Origin of the sequence: Mycoplasma sp. 6243 (assembly GCF_051200785.1) — a bacterium.
Lineage (GTDB): Bacteria > Bacillota_I > Bacilli_A > Mycoplasmatales > Metamycoplasmataceae > Mycoplasmopsis.
Genome location: NZ_CP195154.1, coordinates 391326 through 410760 on the forward strand (window position 1 = coordinate 391326; position 19435 = coordinate 410760).

The window sequence follows — 19435 nt, forward strand, 5'->3', positions numbered from 1 at the left end:
TTTATCCCCTAAATAATGCTAAAAATGTTCAAATAAAGAAGATTAGTGAAATACTATCGATTCGATCAACAATTCCACCATGACCTGCTAAAATTCTTGAAAAATCTTTTATTGCTAATTTCCGTTTTATAAAAGAAAAATATAAATCACCTGTAATTGCAGCGATTGGTGCTAAAGTAAGTAAAATAACTATTGCAGCAGTGGTATTTTTAGATGAATTTAGAACAGATGCAACATCGGTATTAATATCATACCCCTTTGCAACTCCAAAATAAGCATAAATAAACACAAAACTAATTATTAATGCAGCAACATACCCTACAAAAGCACCTTCTCAAGTCTTTTTAGGTGAAATTAATGGTGCCATTTTATTTTTAAACATCTTATGTCCTAGGTATTTTCCACCAAAATATCCACCTATATCCGAACTAACTGCGATTAAAATAAATAAGATGATATATTCTAAACCCGATGAAACAGTGTTTAAAAATAAAAATGTTTTTATAAAAAAACTTAATATCAAACTAGTTAGTAAAAACAACAATGCCTTTAAAAATAATTCTGTAAAATAAACATTTTTGATAATGATAATTCTAAAGATAATAAAAATAAGAACACTAACCAATAACATCAAGTGTGCTTGTCAATCAGTTCATAATCTTAATTCAAAAGCATCCAAACTGCTTATATTACTTGATGTGATAACTAAGTTTAAAAAATTAGTTCCTAAAAATATTAAAGAACTTAGCAACAGTGCTTGAATAGCAGCATAAATTTTATGCTGTAAAAATGCTAAAGAAACTTCAAAAAAAATTCAATATGCAAAAATAAAAACAAAAATCAATGCTATTGCTCGCACAGCTCAAAAACCACCTAATGAGCTTTGATATAATGGATATGATCAATAAAAACTATATCGTGTTAGCACCAACAAAGCAACTAATGCAATTAACATTATTAATGCAGGGATTAATCTAGTTTTTAAAAAACTCTCTTTATTTATAGACATAATTAATATTATACATTTTATGCTTTGAATTTTTATTTAAATATATAATATTTCAAAATAAAGGAGCAAAATGGAAAAAATTAATATCGGTTATACAAATGAATCATATCACGATGGTGATTACTTTTTGCAATATAAAAAGTTTGATAAATTTAATCATAAACTTGATTATAGCATTCTTTCAGTGTTTGATTTTGTACCAAAATTACTTGAAAATGATCAAAATCATTCAAAATGGGAGTTTATTAAAAATGTAAAGGTAGATTTTAGCACATCTGATTTACATCAAATTGCTGATAACTTTCGTAAATTACATGATTCAGGTTTAAAGTTTCCAAAAACTAATCATGCGGCACGTGTTAAAGAATACCGTCGCATTATAAGAGACAAAGGCTTGAAAGTACCTGTTATCGATGAATATTATAAACGCATCAATAATATCCTTTCTCATAGCGAAAATAATCGTCCATTGCATAATGACTTATGATCTGGCAATATAGTTAAAGATGAACAAGGAAAAATTTATTTTGTAGATTGAGAATATGCATCTATGGGTGATAAGCATTTTGATTTAGCATACTTTATTTGTGGTTCATTTTTAAATCCAGAACAAGAACAAATTTTCTTAGATCGTTATGAAAATTATTGAGAAGAATATTTAATTCAACAAAAAATCTTTGTTTATTACCTTGTAATTTTGTGAATTAATGAAAAAGATAATAAACCTTATGATGATAGTGCATCAGTTGCGAAACTTAAAGAGATGGTGCAATTATACGAGTACAAAAAAGCTAATAATTTATTCAAAAAATAAATTTTGCTAAAATAAAAATATGATATTTAATTTGAATGATTTGTTTATGTATTTTGATGTAGACATTCCAGGAAGAGCAGCAGAAAAAATACCTAAAAACACCTTAATTCCCTTGGGAGTATTATTTGTTGTTTTAGCATTAATTTGTTTTGTAATTTATGCTAAATATTCCATAGCAAAAATTCGTAATTATAAGCAGTTACAAATGGATGAATATAATCGTGATAACCCTAGAAACAAAAAAACTACTTATGAAGCAACCGGAATGTATTTACCTGCTTGGCAGCGAGCAAAGTATAATATTCCATTATTTTTAGGTGTAGTTTTTATCGCATCTGCATTTATTATGTTTATGTTGTTGTTAAAAAGTTAATAATATCCTTATTATAAAATAAAAAATAGTTATAATTTTTATATAAAGGATTAGCAAATTATGGATAAAAAACAAAAAAGAATATATTTTTTGACTTGAGGTTTTTTTGGGTTATTTATTTTACAACAATTAATTGCAACTGTTTATATAATTATTTTATTTGTAGGAATAATAAAGAGTATAAGTGATGATGAAAAATTAAATGAAACAGAAACAGGATATAAAATTTTGAATTTTTTAGCTGATTCTTCATCCCCTGTAGCAATTGTTTCTTATGTTATTTTTGCAATTATGTTTATTATTGGTATAGTTACCTTGGTTTTCCTTTATCACGATGATTTTCAAAGTATTCAAATGCAGAAAATTAAGAAATTATGACCTTTTATGTATGCTTTGCTTGCACTTAGTATTGCAGCACATAATATTCCATACCTTAATTATGTCAGCACATTAGGATTATTAGGTATTTTTGCATTAGGTGGAATAATAATACATAACTTTAGAATGATAAATAAAATTAAAATAGTTAATGATTTAAATATAAATGGTTCTTATCCAAATATTAATTTAGATATAGAAGACATTGATATAGAAACAAAAGATAAAATAGAATAATAAAAACACATTAATTTGTGTTTTTATATCTAAGAAAGGAGAGTTTTGAATCAAGATATTATTTATAGTGGTTTAACATCACAACAAGCAAAACAAAAACAACAAGAAAATGGATTTAATAAAATTACTAGTGAAAAAAAATTAAATATTTTTAAAGTTTTTATATCACAATTTAAAGACTTTATGATTATTTTGCTTTTAATTGCTGCAGCTTTTTCATTTGCAGTTGCAATATATGAAACAGTAAGTAAAAATTCTAAAAGTCAAACGGATATTATTGTTGGATTTATTGAACCTTTAATTATTTTAATAGTGATAGTTTTAAATTCAATTTTAGGTACATATCAAGAAATAAAAAGTGATCAAGCAGTTAAAGCATTAGAAAAAAACAATCAATTGATTTCTAAAGTGTATCGTGATGGACAACTGATGCATTTACCGGCTGAAGAATTGGTTGTAGGTGATATTATTGTTTTAGATGCAGGAGATTATGCCGGAGCCGATGCAAAAATATTGCAAGCTTACTGTGTTAATGTTGTTGAAGCGGCCTTGACTGGTGAATCATTACCTGTTGAAAAAAACGCATTAGAAGATAATCAACATCAAAATATTATTGAAAATACCAATCGCATTTTTGCGGGAACTTATTTAACTAACGGACACTGTGTTGCAGAAGTAGTCGCAATTGGAAAAGACACTCAAATAGGTAATATTAATAAACTGATTCAAGAACAAAAACCGCAATTTACTCCTTTACAAATTAAACTTAATAAATTAAGTAAACTTTTTGGAATATCAGGTGTTGTTTTATTAGTTATAACAACAGTTATTCAATTTATTATTTCAAATGTTTTCACAAACATTTGAAATAACCCAGAAGTTTATTCTAATGCTGTAATAATAGGGATTTCACTGGCTGTTGCTGCTATTCCAGAAGGATTGATTACTTTTACAACTGTGTTATTAGCTATTGGTGTAGCAACAATGACTAAAAAACATGTCATTATTAAAGCATTTCCTGCAGTTGAGACCTTAGGAGCTACTAGTGTAATCTGTTCAGATAAAACCGGAACACTTACTGAAAATAAAATGACTGTAATGCATTTATATGATGCAATTGATCCAGATGTTCCATATGAAAAATCTTCGGCATTAGGTGCTTTTGTTGCTTGTTGTGATGCTAGTGTGCAAATAGGAGAAAATGGAGAATACATCGAAGTAGGAGACCCAACCGAAACTGGAATACTTAGGTTTGGACTAGATAACCAAAACTCTGCTCAGATGTTTTATCAAGCTTTTCAAAAATTAGATTCACTTCCTTTTGATTCAGATCGAAAAACAATGTCAGTTTTAGTAAAGAATCCGAAAGGGGAAAAAATTCTGATAACTAAAGGTGCCCCAGATGTAATTTTTGCTAAGAGCAAGGATGCTAGTGAATATCAATACCAATTAAATGAAAGTTGGGCACAAAAATCTTACCGTGTAATCGCAGTTGGTTATAAAAAAATGGATGCAAGTGCTGAAAAAATTACATTTGATGATGAAAATAATTTAGTCTTTTTAGGGCTTATTGCAATGCAAGATCCACCACGGGCAGGTGTTAAAGAAAGTATTGAAATGGTAAAACAAGCTGCAATCCATCCTGTTATGATTACAGGTGACCATCTTACTACTGCTACAGCAATAGCTACTGATTTAGGAATTTATAGATATGGTGATAAAGCTATCACAGGAGCTCAATTAGCAACGATGACTGATGATGAGTTATGTAAAAATGTTCGTAATATTAGTGTCTATGCTCGTGTATCACCAGCTGATAAATTAAGAATAGTGAAAGCTTGACAAGGTTATCATGAAGTAGTAGCAATGACTGGTGATGGAGTAAATGATGCTCCAGCCTTAAAAGCATCCGATGTTGGTGTTGCAATGGGGATTACAGGAACCGATGTATCAAAACAAGCAGCAGATGTGATTTTGACTGATGATAACTTTACTACAATTGTTAATGGAATTAAAAGTGGTCGCGAAACATATAATCGCATCAAGACTGTTATTTTGAACCTTTTAGTTTCTTCATTAAGTGAAATTATTGTAATGATTATCGGATTGTTTGTTTTATCAATTATCTTTAAAAAACACATAGCGGATGCTGAAGTAATAGTGCTATCGGCTTCACAACTTTTATGAATTAACTTATTAACTCACGGACTACCAGCGATTGCACTAGGTATGACACCAAGCAATTTAGATGTGATGCAGCAAAAACCGATTAATAAGAACCAGAGTATTTTTGCAAATGGGTTATGAAAGCAATTACTTATTCAAAGTGTAATTATCTCAATTGGTGCTCTATTAGCATATTTGACAGTTGCTTTAGTGGCCATTTCTAATAACATCAAAGGTGATGATTTTATCAAACTGACATCTACTGCAACATTCATTGCCTTAGGAGTTGGTGCAAGTATTAATTCAATTAATTTGATGTCTGTAAAATCTATCTTTAGATGTAATATTAAAGAATATAAATTAGTTTATGCAGCATCACTATTTTCATTGATTTGTGTAATCTTTGTAGCATTTGTACCTGGAATAAGAGTAGCATTTAAAATGGCTGATATCTCTAAGATAACTAATTATAATGTTGCATATTGGTTAGCACCGATATTATTTGGATTATTACTTACTATATATTTTGAAGCAAGCAAACTAATAAAATGATACAAAAAACCTAAAACTGCATAGTTTTCTATGTAGTTTTTTAATTTCATAGTGATATAATTTTACTATGAAATTAGTTGTAAATTTAGATAATGATGCAGATAAAAATCTTCATGTTTATATAGCAAAACAAGAAAATTATGATGGTATGGATAAAATGACTAATGTTGTGGATTTAGGATTATATACTAAATTAAGTAAAAAATATCCATGACATATACCATTGATTGAATCTGCTATTAGTGATTATGATTTAAAAAATATAGTTAATGAAGATTACACAGATTTAAAAGCATATATTGAAAACGCTTTATCGGAAGCAAAATTAACTTATCCAACTAGAAATCCTAATGAATTATGATTAACAAAACTAATTAATAACATCGGTTTGTTTGATCATTTTAAATATGATAAAGATGATTTAAAAAACACTGTGACTATGACATTACTTAATTTGTTTTTAACAGATGTAAGGGGAGCATCGGATAAATTAATTGAACTTGATAAAATATATAAAAAATCAGACTACAAAGATAATATATACATAAAAGCACTTAATAATATTTGAAAGAATCATAAAATATTATATAAAAATGTTCAAAGAATTAGTGAGCAAATGACAGATAGCAAAATTTTATATGTTGCAGTTAAACCTATGACATATGCAGAATTCGATAATTCTAAAAAAGCAGGAACAAAATACTCCTATAATGATTTTTGACGAACCCAAAAGAATGTTGTTGCGGCTTTTAACAAGTTAGGTGCTCCTGTGTTTGTGCAAACTTATAATGTAACTTTTGGTGATGAATCCCAGTATCTTACCGACTTTTTAGATGCTTATTTGAAAATGTTTCCTAATTCAAATCCAACATTTTCAATAGAAAAAGAAATGATAACTGAAGAAAATATTCATTATATGCTTGAAAACAATATAAATTTCATTACATCAATTTCTGCATTTTATGGTGATCGTTCAGATTTTGATTACATTATGGATCAAGGTGATTATAAACATTTTAAAGACGGAAGTAAAGAAAAACAAAGAGACAAAAAACTACAAATTGATTCAAAAACGTATGATATTAAACAGGTTATAATTTGAAATAAAAAACTTGAACATGAAGATCGGATGTTAAGAAATGAATTTTTAGAAGATTATGAAAATACTGCTGAAGATGAGAGAACTTTAGGTAATTTATCAGGATATGATTTAGGACGCTTTTTAGATGAAGACCCGATAATGGATCTCGATTTAGAATCAATTGAGAAATCAAAGGAACTCGATGGTTATTTGGTTTATAAAACTAATTTAACAGATATTACTGCATCGATGATTAAAAAGGTTGATTCAGAAGCGAAGCAAGTTCTAAAAAATGTTGACTTATTTGAAGATGATATTCGAAATGAATTTTGGTATATATATCAAAAAAACCACTATGATGCATATAATTTATTGATTTGTTTAGCAAGTTTTTTAAAAGAATATATTATGTATCTGCTTGATAAAAATTATCCGAATAAGAAATCAAAATATACAAGAGCAAAACTTCAAGTGATGCTAAAGGCACTGCAAGCAAAATCTGTATTTAATCAGACTACAAATAAAGTTATATCTTACCAACTACCAAAAGAAAATGAGACAAAGCCTGAATGAGAACTTTATAATGATATTTTCAACATTATAAATAAGGATTAAACAACTGAATAAGGACTGTTATGAAAAAGAAATTATGAACTATAAGCCCGCTTGTTTTAGCGACACCAATTATAACTATTGCGTGTGCGAATAATTCGGATAAACAACCACATTTAAAAGATATTGTAGTTGTTTCAACAAGTTCAAATAATGCACTTATATCAATACAAATCGATAATTTATTACCAAATAAAACTTATAATCTAGAAGTAAAATTAAGTAATGGAATTTCTAAGCATATTAGTGTTAATTCTAATAAAGCTATCAAAGTTACAATTGATAATTTAACAGCTAATACAACATATCATATCAATTCAATTTTGCTTGATTCGCAAAATATTATTAACAATAATAATCAAAAAATTACTTTTACAACTAAAAAATCTGATGATCAAAGTATGTTTGATTTTAATGTTGCAACATTTAATGTTTTAAAAACTGATGCAAATTCTGCATCGGTTGTTTTGGATTTTATAGCAAAGAATTTTCGAAATAATAATGTGCAATTTAAAGTAGTTTTAAATAATGACAAAAACTATGATGCAACTTATGTTTTAGATGGCAATAAGATTCGTTTAAGCATTAATGCCAGTGGTTTGAGTGCTAACACAAGTTATTATGTTAAATCTATTTTATTAGTTAATCAAGAACAAAGCAAAGAAATTTATAAAAATAGCGATGCTAATAAGTTTGCTTTTCAAACAACATCTATTGATACAATAAATCCTGCCTTAAAATCTGTAAATATATCAGATATAACAAAAAATAGTGCAAATTTAAATGTTGCTTTTAACAATTTGCAAGCAAATACACAATATAATCTTAAAATTAAATTCACCAATGGAATGCAAAAAGATTTCTTGTTAACATCTCAAAATGCTACATTCTTGATTGATAATCTTCAAACCAATACAACATATCAAATTGCTCAAATTCTACTTAATAACCAAGAAGTTATTACATCAGATAATCAAAAAATATCTTTTAAAACATTAGATGATATGCAAACTAACCAGCCACAACAAAAAGAGCATAAATTTAATTTTGACAATGCAGTTTTTAAAACAAGTGAAATAACAACAAATTCAGCTAATGCATCGATAACTTTTAATAGTGAAAATTTTGATAATTCAGATGAGAATTCAACATTTAAAGTGATATTAAATAATGATCAAATCTATAATGCTAGTTATAATGTTATCGATTTAAATCAAATTAAATTAACTGTAAATGCAACTAATTTGAAAGCTAATACAAATTATTTTGTCAAAAGCATTTTATTTTCTAATGGTAGTAGTAAAGTTATATATACCAATAACTATTCTAATAAATTTAGCTTCAAAACTAAAGCGAATCCTATTTTAAGAAGTATTAAAACAACTGATATAAAATCACATAGTGTAAATTTATCGTTAGATTTACAAAATTTGGAACCTAACAAAGAATATAATCTTAAAATTCGATTCAAAAGTGGATTTGATAAGGATTTTGTTGTAAATAACAACACATCTTCTTACCAAATTAGTGATCTTGCTGCTAGTTCTACATATCATATTTCACAAATTTTATTAAATAACATCGATATAATCACTTCAGAATCCCAAAAAATATCTTTTACAACTTTAACAGATAGCTCTAACAATCCTGAGTCAAAACCAAATGAATATCATTTTGACTTTAATAATGCACAATTTTCGTCATCTGAAATAACTACAAATTCTGCTAATTTATCTTTGAATATCCAAACAAAAAATTTTAATACTATTAAGCCGAATTTAACTTTCAAACTTATATTGAGTAATGATTACCGATACAATGCTACTTACCAAATTCTAAGTCCTAATCAACTAAAACTAAATATTAATGCAGATAACTTAAGTGAAAATACAAGTTATTTTATTAAATCTATTTCATATAATGAAGATAATCAAGATCATTTAATTTATAGCGATTCAAATAACAAATTTAATTTTAAAACCTTGTCATTACCAGATCAAGTAACTAATGTTAATATTTATCATAGTTCGCTATTGGTAGAACCAAATTCAAATGCTAACAACCAAGTTGATGTAACTATAAATAACATAAAAGATATTTATCAAAATAAATCTGCAAGAATAGTATTAACAAAAAATGGGAGTGATATTTATAGCAGTGAAATAACATTAAATAATGCAACAAATTATACTTTTACAATAAACAATCTTTCGAATGGAACATATACATTTAAAAACTTTCAAGTAAATATAAATGGAAATTGAAAAACATTTGAAAATAGTTTCTCAGGCACATATTCATTTACTGTCACAGAAAAACAACCACAAAAAGAAAATACTGCACCAGTTTCAAATAATGATATCAAAAACTATGGTAACATTTTTACCTTGCAAAATGCTAATCTTATTTCAGGCAATGATTTAAATATTAATACATCTAATGATTTTCATGAATTGAATAAAGATACATTAAAAACAAAAGATTCTTATTATCCTATATATTTTAATTATTTAGATGCTCCTACTACTAAAACAAGTTCAAATGACACTGAAAACAAATATACTCAAACATCTAATGTAGATGTTTCTAGCATAAATGTTACAAATGATACAATAACTATAAATATTACTAACACATCGGAAGGCATAACATCTGCAAAAGCATTGGTAAAAAGTTTTGACCAATATAATCCTTGAGTAAAATACATTGATTTAAGTGTTAATAGTAATCAACTTTCATTTAATGCAAACAATCTAAGTAACTATCAAAATGACTATATTATTACCCAACTTGTTATTAATAATAATAAAGTAGCAACCTTTAATTTGCAGTCAAAATATAAGTTTTCTAAGAAAAATAATTCATTTGATAATTTAATGTTGCAAAACTTTGATATTTATAAAAATCAGAACACAAAAGAGATTTTTGCAACAGCTTCATTTAATTGAACAACTGAACAAGTAAAAATTTTATCAGATAAAGTTTTTGTTTTCTACTTTGAAGTAGAGAAAAAAGTTTATAAAGAAGAAAAGAAAACAGATTTTCCGTTTGGTCCTACTGTTATTGTAAACAAAGATCAAGCCTTTGATGTTGAAAATGCTGTACCAGCAAGTAAGAAAATTTATATCCCTTTTAAAGATTTATCTAAATTTTCACTTGCAGCCTTTCAAGAACAAATTAAGTATAAACTTAAATATATTGATGTAGTAAATAATAAAAGTTATCTAAATTTTATTCCCAGAAAAGAAGTTACTAATAAGAACATTGAGTTTTCATATAATTTTGACTGAACATCAGAAAATAAACTTAAAAACCAACTTGATGATGGTTCATCTGTAAGCAAGGTGAAAAAGTATGATTTATTATCTACAACACATCAAAGCAACATTACTTTTTCACCTGAAAATTTCAATGCAGTTTTAGACTATAATTTTGATTATTTTAACTGAAAAACCAGATATAAAAATTCAAAAGAAAACCATCCAGACCGTAATTACACAATTACAAAAAATAATATAGCTCAAAAAATTCATTGATTTAAAACTCGAGAATATCTTAATGATTCAATTTTTAAATTAAGTGAAAATGATGCTACAGCAATTATTTCTGAAGATTTAAATTCAATTATTATCCCGAGTGATTTTGATAAAGAGAACATAATTTTCTGATTTGTTTTTGAACTTGATTTAAATCCAAGAGAGTTTAAGGATGCAAATGAATTTGATAATATTCATTCGCGCGTTAGAGTTCCTGTTTCTTTGAAAACCTTGCAAGAAAATCAATATATTGATGATGTTGATTTTATGTATGATTATGTTTCTGAAACACCTGCATTTCAACAAAGTTTGTATTCAAAAATTAAGAGCAATATTAAATTTAGTTTATCATTAACAAATAATCAACTTACATTAAAACTACATACAAGAAATAATAATATCCATTTTAATAACATCCTTGCTACACATAATCATTCAACTAGTCGCTCAGCATTTATTTCGAGAAATGAATTTTTTGTAAATTGAATTCAAAATGAAACTGATACAGATGAAAAAATTAAATTTAAACAAGCTAAGAAACTTGATAAAAACTCAATTCAAGGTTCATCAATTGGTTATAAAAATACATATGAATTAAAAACACATAATCAAACAGTTCAAAATATAGAAGCGAGAAATAATATTTTAGATGATGCACCTGCCAAGGATGACCGTTCAAAACGTTTATATAAAGAAGATTCAGTTAAACCAATCGAAGAGGGTAGATCCAGAGTGTTTAGTTTAAATGCTGATGCTGATGGAACTTGAAATATCTTTGCCAAAGTTAATGATAATCCTAATGATTTTCGTTATTATGCCTTTGTTAATTTTCATGTTTGAAACACCAATCGTCATTCAGGGATTGGAACTTGAACGCAAAATCATAACGGATATGAAAGAATTGTAGTTCAACATCCTAAATTGATTTCTTCGACTAATATTAACAGACCGACCCAAGATCAACAAAACAATAAATATTTACCAATTTATACTGATAAACAAGCAAATAATGCTTCGGATGATACAAATGATAAAAAATTTACATATCCAAAACTAACACCTGATGGTGATATGTTCGATTTTGAAATATCAAGTAGTGAACAAGGAATAACTTTTGATTTATTTTTAGATTTTAGCGGACAAGTTCAAAATTCATATGGAAATTTTAAAAATACTGATGGAGAAATTATCAGCAGAAGCACAAATAATAACCTCGATGCAATTGTTGCTATTGTAGATTTCAAACCAATTTTTACAACCTTTGATGGTAAAGATTTGGATACATATAAATACAAAGAAAGATTGTTAACTCAGCATGAAAAAAATGCAATTAAGCACTTTCTTAATTTCAAAAACCTTAAACCATTAAACATTTCGGATTTATCTTTATATCTTAGTTCCTTTAATAATTTAAACTTCTATATCGCAACTTTACCTAAGGTTGTTACCTTAGGTAATCAAGAAAGTTATCCTGGGTTACGCTACCGCGAATATTTAATCGGTAATAACCCGATTAAATATTATGGTAATGATAAAAGCACCATTGATGCAGTTCGTCCTGCACTATGAGGAGAAGTTCCAGATTTTGACTGGGGAAGTGGTTCATCAGGTAGTGGAGTTTATGATAGTGACGGTAATGTAGTTGGTTTAGATAAGCAAGCTGGAAACTGAGGATCAAATAATTTTTTAGTTTTTGATACACAAAAATATGCATATTTAAAAAATCGTGGATTACCTTATAATCCAACTACTTTTGAGCAGGTTGTAAAGAAAATGGCATATTTATACCCTGATCAATTTAAGGATATCTTCAAATAGTTTATTTTACTTTTTGATAAGTCTTAAATTCAAAGAAATCATAGATTTGTGATGAATTTAAGACAAATGTCTTTTCAGAATTAATACATTCTTTAATCTTATTAATTTGATCAATATAGTAATTTCCATCCAAGATGACTAAGAATTTCACTTTGTCATCTTGATTTTTATTAGCATTTTCGATAAATATCATCACATCGTTTCTTTGATTATCTTGAGCCCCACCTTTTTCGTTGGTGTATTTGAAAGTGCAATAAAAAATTATATCGTCTTTGATGAATTCAAAGTCGATACTTTTGTTTGTAATTTCATTATATTCACGATTGGATAAATCAAGGATGTTACCAAACTTGTTGATAAATTTAGCATTCTTACCAGTTTTGGGTAATTTGTGGATGGTAACATTATAAAGTTGATTGTGAAAGTATTCGAGTAAAATATCTTCGTGGATGTTTTGTTTATTTGGATCTTTTGCATATCTTATGAGAGCAAAAATATCCTCATTTATGATTTTATCCTTAATAAAATCAAAATCTAAATCATATCTATTTGCATCCTTATAAATTTTTTCTAGCAATGATTTATCATTTTGTGTCAGTAAACTTTTAACATCCTTGATATTATGCATTCTTCTTTTTCTTAATTCCAATTCTCAGTTAATCATCATAACCACCTAGTTCATAAACAACACTCATTATTCGTTTTGCTTCAGTCCAACTAAGTCTGCGACGATATTTAAAATCCTTTCTTAAACCTTTAAATGAAGATAAAAACACATCTTTAGTTTCGTGCCGATATTTAGCTAAATAATCGTTTAATGCATTGATATAGGCTGTTAATTGACTATCATCAAGATTTCAGTCATTAGGCAATTTAATTCTTGTATAACTTCGTGATGAATTATTGACATTTTTGCATTTTGAATCTGCTAATGAAAATCTAATACTATCATTTTTTGTATTATCGATGGCATTTAATCATATTTGTCCGTTATTATCGTTAAAAACAAATTTATACTGATTTTGTGGTTGCTTTTGAAGTTGTTTTAACTCTTTATATCAACCGATAAAAACATCATTTTTATATACCAAAAAATCCTCAGTAGGATTTTTGTTAAACAAAGCAAGACAAACTGGACATTCAGTATCATCAAACATTTTCATTTGCAACGAAATTACTGCATATAAGCGACTTTTAAGATTTAAATTAGTTGATGTGATAAAAGTTTCAGGAATAATTGCGGCAACAAAATCAGTATGTTTAAGCATAATATCCAAAGCATATTTATATAAATCATCATAACCACCAAAATCATTATTTATCTTAGAACGTGTTGCACTATTTTTTGCTAAATACGGTGGATTAGTAATAGCTAATTTATATCCTTTAGGATAGTTTTTTAATGAATCATTGATGTTAATTTGATATTTATCAAAATGATTAATTTGATTGTTGTTTTGATCATAAAAATGTTGAATATCAAAACATTTTCATGGGTTATTTAAATTAAGTTGTGATAACAAGAAAGGTATATTATTAGAACCCGCAAAAGGCTCTAAATATGTGATATTATGGGATAATAAATTATTTTCTTTAAGTCACTTAAAGAAAATAATATTATCAAATGGATTACAAATAGTAAAGAATTGTCCTAATCGTTTTTTGTTCATTATTTCTATTCTAGCATACTGAACATATTCTTTTTATATACTTCGACACCAGGTTGGTTGAACGGATTAACTCCTAATAAATATGCACTCATTGCTAATGCTCGTTCAAAGAAGATAAATAAGGTTCCTAAGGTTGCTTCATTAAATGTGTCAAATAACATATGAATTACAGGGATTTTACCACTGATATGATGTGCATTTGCAGTAGCATTAAAAGCAATGTTATTAACTTGGTGTAAATTATTTGAAGCCAGGTAATTTAGTTTGTCGTAATCAATTGCTTCTTTTGAAAATTCAATGTTAGCAGAAGGATTTTCTAAGGTTAAAACAGTTTCAAAAAGAATTTTATTACCATCTTGAATCATTTGCCCTAGCGAGTGTAAGTCGGTAGAAAATAAGCAACTGGTAGGTCATAACCCTTTTCCATCCTTTCCTTCAGATTCACCAAACAGTTGTTTTCATCATTCTAAGAAGTATTGTAGTTTTGGTTCATATGAAACCATCATTTCAATAGCATAATTGTTATTATATAAATGATAACGAGCAGCAGCATATCAGTAAGCAGGATTTGATTCAAGTTTTGATTCAGAAAGTTCCTTATTAGTTTGGTTTGCTGCATCTAAAATTCCTTTTGCATCGATTCCAGCACATAAAAACGGGAATAAACCAACTGCTGTTAATACCGAAAAGCGTCCACCGACATCATCAGGAACAACAAACTTTTGGTAACCTTTTAAGGTTGCTAATTCAAATAAAACACCTTTTTGTTTATCTGTTGTTGCAACTATATAATCACTTGCTTGATCACCGATTTTACTTTCAAGCAATTTTCTAAATTCACGAAAAGCAATTGATGGTTCTAATGTGGTTCCGGATTTGGAAATTACATTAATAGCAAATTTTTTATCATCAACATATTTTAGTTTTGCAACTAATGTTTCTGCTGAAATATCATTTCCGGCAAATAAAAGTTCCATTTTAGGTTTTTTGCTTGAATAAGGTCCGTATATAAAATCATAACCACTTTTAGCTCCTAAATATGAACCTCCAATTCCGATTACAACAACAACTTCGATTCCACTTTTAAATCAAAAATCAGCTTTCTCTTGCATTGTTTTAAATTCATCTTTATCATAATCAGCAGGTAGATTATATCAACCTAACCAATCTTTTTCAGCAACATTTTTGTTAACTATATCATTATGGATTTGGGTTATTTTAGGTTGTAAGTATTTTAATTCTTCTAATGATGGGGCTTTTGAAAAATCTAATTTTAAGTGTTTCATATTTTCCTTTATGTGATTTCTAATGTATCTTGATCACTATATACTTGCACATTGTATCCGTTTTGTTGTAATTGTGCTGCTAAATTAGTAGCAATTTTATCAACTAAAATAGGTTTACTTGCAAATTCTTGGTATAAGGTTTTTGTTAATGTTCTTAATTCGGATAAACCGATTGATGTAAGTGTTCCGTTACCACTGATATATAATTGATTAGTTTCTCCGTTGCTAAAGGTAATTTTTGAATCTAGTTGAGGGGAATTAAGTACAAAGTTTTCATTAAATCCCGCATTATTAATATCGTCTGCAGTCATTGTAAAAATTTGCGAATTATTATATAACTTTAAACGACGGATTTTACGTGGTTTATTATTTGATGCTTTTTGATTATCAGAAAATATTAATCCTTTTAATGATTTAATTTCTGGTACCCTAGAAAAATCAAGTCCTTGAGGATATGAGTTATCTTTTTCTTTGGTATCTGGATCTAATCCAGATCCGTAACTACCTTGAAAGAATGGTTCATTGTTGCGAGTTCAATATACCATTCTTAAACCTAAATTAATTTCTTTATATGGATCAGAAGTATTTTTTAAATAATTTGATTCATCAAAAGCAATGGTATCAAAGATGATTCGTGTTGCTATCGGGATGTTCTTTTTATAGTTTTGGTTAGGATTATAATCATTAGTATTAATTCAAGCAACTTTGTTTAATGCTCAAGGGTTATAACTTCAAGCATCTAAAACAGGATTTCCATAGGTATATAAACCTAGTTCATCAATGTTTTTGTCTTTTAAAGCAATTAATGCAGATGTATTAGTTGCTGAAGCATCAAAGAATAATTGTAGTTGTGGAATATGATTTGGAAGCAATTTAAAGATATCAATATATTTTTGTGCAGCACTTGCTTTACCTAAGTTATTAAAGCGATATGAAGTAATTTGTATTTTATTTTCTTCAAGTTCTTTAATTAATGAAGCTGTTTTTTGGTAAGCATTTGTATCATTCATATCAATATAGAGCGCATACCCTTGATTGCGTAAGGTTGGGCTTTTGTCATCACGGGTATAATCATAAACTTTAATTCCAGGTGTGTTATTAACATATTTGCTAAAAATTGGTTCATTAGTTACATCGGTTTTAGTTCAACCTGGATAATTTCCTTCTTCTAAATTTCCTGGTGTGATAGCTTGTCAGTCATCATAACCAAAAGCTCTTTTGTATTTGTTATCTCTGGTAACTCTTGCAGTTACACGATTAAATCCAGGAGGTAGTTCTTGTCCATAACTATCTAGTTCTCCATTTTCATTAATAAATACATTATCAGGATCAAGTGTGTAACCTTTTTTTAGAAAATCGATTGCTCTTTGTGAAAGATTAGTAAATTTGCTGCGATCGAGATGGAAAGCGACATAAACTTTTTCTTCTATGAAGCTATTAAATTTACGTTTTAAATAGATATCACGATAGTTTTGTTTAATATATTGCAGATATCTTGGATCATTTTTATGTCTAATAATTTCTTCGGCAATTCTACCAAAACGATCATTTATTCCAGTTCAAAAACCTTTAGATAGTATATATGGAGCATTTTCAGATTCTGAATCATCGGTAGCATCTGCAATTTTACCTGCATTAGCATTAATTCCGTCGATAGCAACTTTAGCATCTGCTGCAATAAGTTGTGGTGTTACTTCAACAGAGATAATTTTTCCGGTTGTAACATTTTGGTATCCTTTCGGATTGGCAATTCCATCTTCGATATCTTGTTTAGAATATTCATGTGGTATAACCTTAAAATCTACCTTAGCCCTTGCTGTTGTGTTTGCAATATTTATTTCTGTATAACCATCTCCGATGCCGTCAGTGTTATACTGTGTATTTGTAATAGGTTGAGTAGGTTTTGGTGTTGTTGGTTGTTTTATAGGTTTAGGTTGCTCGACTATAACAGGTGTAGAAGGTTGTGGTTTGCTCTCTACCTTTTGCACGGGTGGTTTTTGTTTTATCGGCTCTTGTTTTAAAGGTTGTGTAGCAATAACAATCGGTTTTTGTAAATCAATAGGTTTTTGTTGTGTTTGTGGTGGTTTAATATCTGGTGCATTTATTATAATTGGTTCTTTTGGTTGTTTCGGTTGATTTTCAGGTTTTATGATGGGTTCTTTTGGTTGTTCTTTTTGTGGTTGACTTGGAGCGATATTAATAACAACCGGATTAGTAGGCTGCTCTTTAATTTTTTGCAAGTTATTATCTATATTTGATGAGTTTGCTAGATTGGTGTTTAATTTGTTTTCAGGAATTAATCTAGCATCTTGATTTGATAAATCAGTTTTGCTTCCACTTAGAATTTGAGCTGATGTTTGATAAACTACTGAAGCAATGCTGCTAGATAAAATTAAGCTAACAGAAATAGCTGCTAAGAGAATGAAATTCTTACGTTTATATGACATTTTAACCTCCATATAACTTATATATATGTTATAACAAAAAAACAGAATATCAAAAATTATTTTTTAAATATTTTTTGATTTTTTTATGCTACGATAAAGCAAAAAAACTAATTTACAATTATGTATATTTTAATGACAATAAAAATACAAACTCTATGAGTTTGTAAACATGGACACTTTTGTGGTACTAAAAATGTGTTTTGTTAAAAATTGAATTCTCTCCAACATTGTTGTGGAGTTTTCCAATTTAAAACTGATTGGAATCTAATTTTATTATAAAAATTTATATATTCATCAATTAATTGATAAATTTCGTTAAATGTTAATTTATTTAAGTTGTATAAATTTAAGCATTCTGATTTTATAACAGAAAAGAAATATTCTGATTCTCTGTTGTCCAGTGAATTTCCTATTCGTGACATTGAAATTTGAGCATTTAATTTTTGTGTTAACTTTATATATTCTTTTGAAGAATATTGATATCCGTGATCGGAATGAAGTATTCATTTATCTTTAAAATGAATTTTTGAAATATGCTCAATAACAAGTTTTGTGTCATTTGTTTCTGAAAGGTTTCAAGACACAACAGACTTTTGTTTTGTGATGTATTGCAACTGATAAATATAAATGATTTGATTCTGAATCTTTTGGAGCAGTAATATATGAAACATCTATAGAAACAATGTTATTCTTTTCACCGTTATAATCTCTTTGCACAAGATCGATAAATTTTACATTTATATCCTTTTTTTCTTTTTTTCTTTTCTTTTGTCTAACGAGACATTTTAAAGAAAATTTGTTCATTATTCTCCCTATTTTCCTGTAATTTAGGTTTATTTTATATTTTTTGTAGATGTAAATCGATAATCTTACACGACCATATAAACCTTTATTTTCTTTGAAAGATTTAATAACAAGTTCTTCATCAGAGTATTTTTAGGCTTCTGGTTTTGGTAAATTAATTTGTTTCTTTCATCTGAAATAACTAGTTCTTGAAATACCTAAAAGGTAAAGAATTTTGTTTAACGAAACATAAGAATTTAACTTCTTAATTTTTGAAATTGCTTCATCTAAATCGATTTCATTATTTGTGGATTCAGTAAAAATTTTCAAAATTTCTATCACAAACTCTTTGCTGTAATTATTCAGTTCATCGTATTTAATGTTTAACTTAATTTTTCTTTCTTCCGACACCTTTATTTTTTTCTTCAAAGACTTTCCTGTCTTGCTGCATAAATTCATATTTAAATTATACATTTTTATCTTATTTTTGAAATTTTTAATTACTTCTTTTGTTAATTTTGTATTTCTAATTTTGCAAAATTCAATTCAAAAAATATTTACTTCAATTTTAGATTTACAACTTTGATATTTTTCGATTCAAAACTTTCATTGTTCGTGAGTTAGGTGTTTTGCCATATTTTTACTCCTTTTTTATCAAAAAAATCGCCGGGGT

Annotated in this window: 13 protein-coding genes and 1 pseudogene; 6 read left to right on the plus strand and 8 right to left on the minus strand. The window is 27.5% G+C overall.

Annotated elements, in window-relative coordinates:
• Window position 1: 1 nt before the first annotated feature.
• Window positions 2–1009, minus strand: coding sequence for a phosphatidate cytidylyltransferase (locus tag ACR82Z_RS01760; protein WP_435130381.1), 1008 nt, complete (start codon window positions 1007–1009; stop codon window positions 2–4).
• 70 nt (window positions 1010–1079) lie between these two features.
• Here ACR82Z_RS01760 and ACR82Z_RS01765 point away from each other — a divergent pair, with 70 nt between their 5' ends.
• From ACR82Z_RS01765 to ACR82Z_RS01790, 6 genes are read left to right on the plus strand one after another with little or no spacing between them, the layout of a single operon-like run.
• Window positions 1080–1823: a phosphotransferase gene (locus ACR82Z_RS01765; protein ID WP_435130382.1), complete on the plus strand. Its 744-nt coding sequence runs from the start codon at window positions 1080–1082 to the stop codon at window positions 1821–1823.
• A 19-nt stretch (window positions 1824–1842) separates the two neighbouring features.
• A complete protein-coding gene (locus ACR82Z_RS01770; protein ID WP_435130384.1) occupies window positions 1843–2196 on the plus strand; it encodes a hypothetical protein in 354 nt (117 codons plus the stop codon).
• Window positions 2197–2256: 60 nt separating this feature from the next.
• The gene (locus ACR82Z_RS01775) at window positions 2257–2811 is read left to right on the plus strand and encodes a hypothetical protein (RefSeq protein WP_435130386.1); all 555 of its coding nucleotides are present in this window, start codon (window positions 2257–2259) and stop codon (window positions 2809–2811) included.
• A 45-nt stretch (window positions 2812–2856) separates the two neighbouring features.
• Entirely contained in the window at window positions 2857–5553 is a 2697-nt protein-coding gene (locus tag ACR82Z_RS01780) for a cation-translocating P-type ATPase (protein WP_435130388.1), read from the plus strand.
• Window positions 5554–5596: 43 nt separating this feature from the next.
• Window positions 5597–7225, plus strand: a complete 1629-nt coding sequence (locus ACR82Z_RS01785; protein ID WP_435130390.1) for a hypothetical protein — start codon at window positions 5597–5599, stop codon at window positions 7223–7225.
• A 20-nt stretch (window positions 7226–7245) separates the two neighbouring features.
• Window positions 7246–12576 (plus strand): hypothetical protein, encoded by a 5331-nt coding sequence (locus tag ACR82Z_RS01790; protein ID WP_435130392.1) that lies wholly within the window; start codon window positions 7246–7248, stop codon window positions 12574–12576.
• 1 nt (window position 12577) lies between these two features.
• Here ACR82Z_RS01790 and ACR82Z_RS01795 read toward each other — a convergent pair whose 3' ends face one another.
• The 7 genes and pseudogenes from ACR82Z_RS01795 to ACR82Z_RS01825 form a co-directional block, all read right to left on the minus strand.
• Window positions 12578–13243, minus strand: coding sequence for a hypothetical protein (locus ACR82Z_RS01795; protein WP_435130394.1), 666 nt, complete (start codon window positions 13241–13243; stop codon window positions 12578–12580).
• Window positions 13233–14246, minus strand: coding sequence for a hypothetical protein (locus ACR82Z_RS01800; protein WP_435130396.1), 1014 nt, complete (start codon window positions 14244–14246; stop codon window positions 13233–13235). Before ACR82Z_RS01800 ends, ACR82Z_RS01795 begins: the two co-directional genes overlap by 11 nt.
• 5 nt (window positions 14247–14251) lie before the next feature.
• The gene (locus tag ACR82Z_RS01805; protein ID WP_435130397.1) at window positions 14252–15532 is read right to left on the minus strand and encodes a glucose-6-phosphate isomerase; all 1281 of its coding nucleotides are present in this window, start codon (window positions 15530–15532) and stop codon (window positions 14252–14254) included.
• Between the two features lie 8 nt (window positions 15533–15540).
• On the minus strand, window positions 15541–17979 hold the full coding sequence (locus ACR82Z_RS01810; protein ID WP_435130400.1) for a putative immunoglobulin-blocking virulence protein: 2439 nt from the start codon (window positions 17977–17979) through the stop codon (window positions 15541–15543).
• A 203-nt stretch (window positions 17980–18182) separates the two neighbouring features.
• Complete coding sequence (locus ACR82Z_RS01815; protein WP_435130402.1) at window positions 18183–18650, minus strand: transposase; 468 nt, start codon at window positions 18648–18650, stop codon at window positions 18183–18185.
• Between the two features lie 103 nt (window positions 18651–18753).
• A pseudogene (locus ACR82Z_RS01820) lies at window positions 18754–18891 on the minus strand (IS3 family transposase); the annotation flags it as partial.
• Window positions 18892–18915: 24 nt separating this feature from the next.
• The gene (locus ACR82Z_RS01825; protein WP_435130404.1) at window positions 18916–19398 is read right to left on the minus strand and encodes a hypothetical protein; all 483 of its coding nucleotides are present in this window, start codon (window positions 19396–19398) and stop codon (window positions 18916–18918) included.
• Window positions 19399–19435 lie beyond the last annotated feature (37 nt).